We start from the raw sequence: 1,582 nt of genomic DNA on the forward strand, positions 1-1,582 counted from the left end.
AGGCCTGCGCTGGCGTTGCGCAGGCTGGCAGTGACCTCGCGCACGGCCATGGCCAGGCTGCGCTCGTTGCTCTGCACCACGGTCTGCAGCTCGCGCACCTCGGCGCCGCGCTTGGCGGCCTCGTCGGCGATGGAGCGCAGCAACTCGTCGCGGATCTCCTGCGCCAAGTGGTCGAAGCGGGTGGGGTCGTCCAGGGTCTTGGCCAGGCTCTTGAACAGGCGCGATTCGATGATGGATTGGGCGAAGCGCTCCACGGCCACCGTGGCCGACAGCCCGCCGCCCAGGTCGATGACGATCTCGCCCTCGCCGGGTGTCTTGTCCTTGGCCAGCAGCTGGGTGACGCCCTGCACCGATCCCTGCAGGGCCACTAGCTCGCGCAGGGTCACGCCGCGCTCGAACTCGTTGCCCCGGCCGCCGGCCCGCACTTCCAGGTGCTCGGTCACGGCCTGCATCCAGTTGGACAGGGCCTTGTCCTGGACGTTGACCCGGGCCAGGGCCGGCAGGCGGGCCGCGCCCGTGTCGATCTTCTTGCGGTTGGTCATACGCTGCGCAGCTCCTCTGTGGTCGAGCACAGCACCACGCTGGTGACGCGGGCCGCGCCCTCGATCTCCACCTGGTGCTCCAGCCAGCGCCCGGGCGGCAGGCGCTGCGGCTGCAGGTCGGTGAACTGGGCCGTGTGCTGCAGCTGGCCGTCGCCCCACAGGCGCAGCGTGATCGGGTGCTGGGCGTCCTGCAGGCCGTAGACCTTGGCCCAGGCCAGCGGCAGCTGCTGGCCCTGGGTGGCCAGGCCTGTGCGCCAGCGCGCCGTGCGCAGGGCATCGCCCGTGAAGCATTCCAGGATGTCCTGGCCGCGCGCCACGTACATGAGGTCGTTGAAGCGGTCCACCCAAACCGCCGTCACTGTCGCGCCGCCCAGGTCGGTATGGCCCAGCTTGGCCCCGTCTTGCGCGCTGAACGCCAGGCAGCCGCCGCCCGCGCCGGCGTAGAACAGGTAGTAGACGCCCTCATGCTCGGCCGCGAACATGCTGGACGGCTGCATGCGCTGCCAGTCCTGGCGCGCTATCAGCTGCCGCGTCACCACCTGCACGCCGCCCGGGCTGGCCAGGCACAGGCCATCAGCAGAGGCATAGAGCACGCCGCCCTGCACGGGCACGATGGAGCGGCGTGCGCTGCAGGACTGGTTGCTGTCCAGCTTGATGGCCGACATCTGCGCCGAGTGCGCGCCCGTCACGAAGTACGGATTGCCGGCCGTGCCCACGAACAGCGTCTGGTCGAACACGGCCATGCCCACGATGGGCCATTCGGTCGTGACCTGGTAGTCCACGGGCCAGGCGTAGGGCACGTAGGGCTCGCAGAACGCCACGGTGTTGTCGATGAAGCCGGCCATGATGCCGTTGGGCATGCCAGTGAGCCCGCGCAGGTAGGGATTGGCGCCCACGCTGGGCTTGTTGTCGCCCTCGTACTGGCTGTCCATGCGGTAGGGCGGCGCGGCCCAGGTGAACTGCGGCTGCAGGCTGTCCAGCTCCTCGCCCTTCTTGTCATCGAGGAAGCTGGCCACGGAGATCTGCAGCTCCTGCACCAG

Annotated in this window: 2 pseudogenes; both read right to left on the bottom strand. The window is 69.7% G+C overall.

The window, feature by feature from the left end:
• A pseudogene (locus tag DA1_RS29280) lies at window positions 1-542 on the bottom strand (phage tail tip fiber protein); the annotation flags it as partial.
• A pseudogene (locus tag DA1_RS29285) lies at window positions 539-1,582 on the bottom strand (hypothetical protein); the annotation flags it as partial. The pseudogenes DA1_RS29285 and DA1_RS29280, both read right to left, overlap by 4 nt.

The sequence above is a fragment of the Delftia acidovorans NBRC 14950 genome (genome assembly GCF_001598795.1).
In the GTDB taxonomy this organism is placed as follows: Bacteria; Pseudomonadota; Gammaproteobacteria; order Burkholderiales; family Burkholderiaceae_C; genus Comamonas; species Comamonas acidovorans.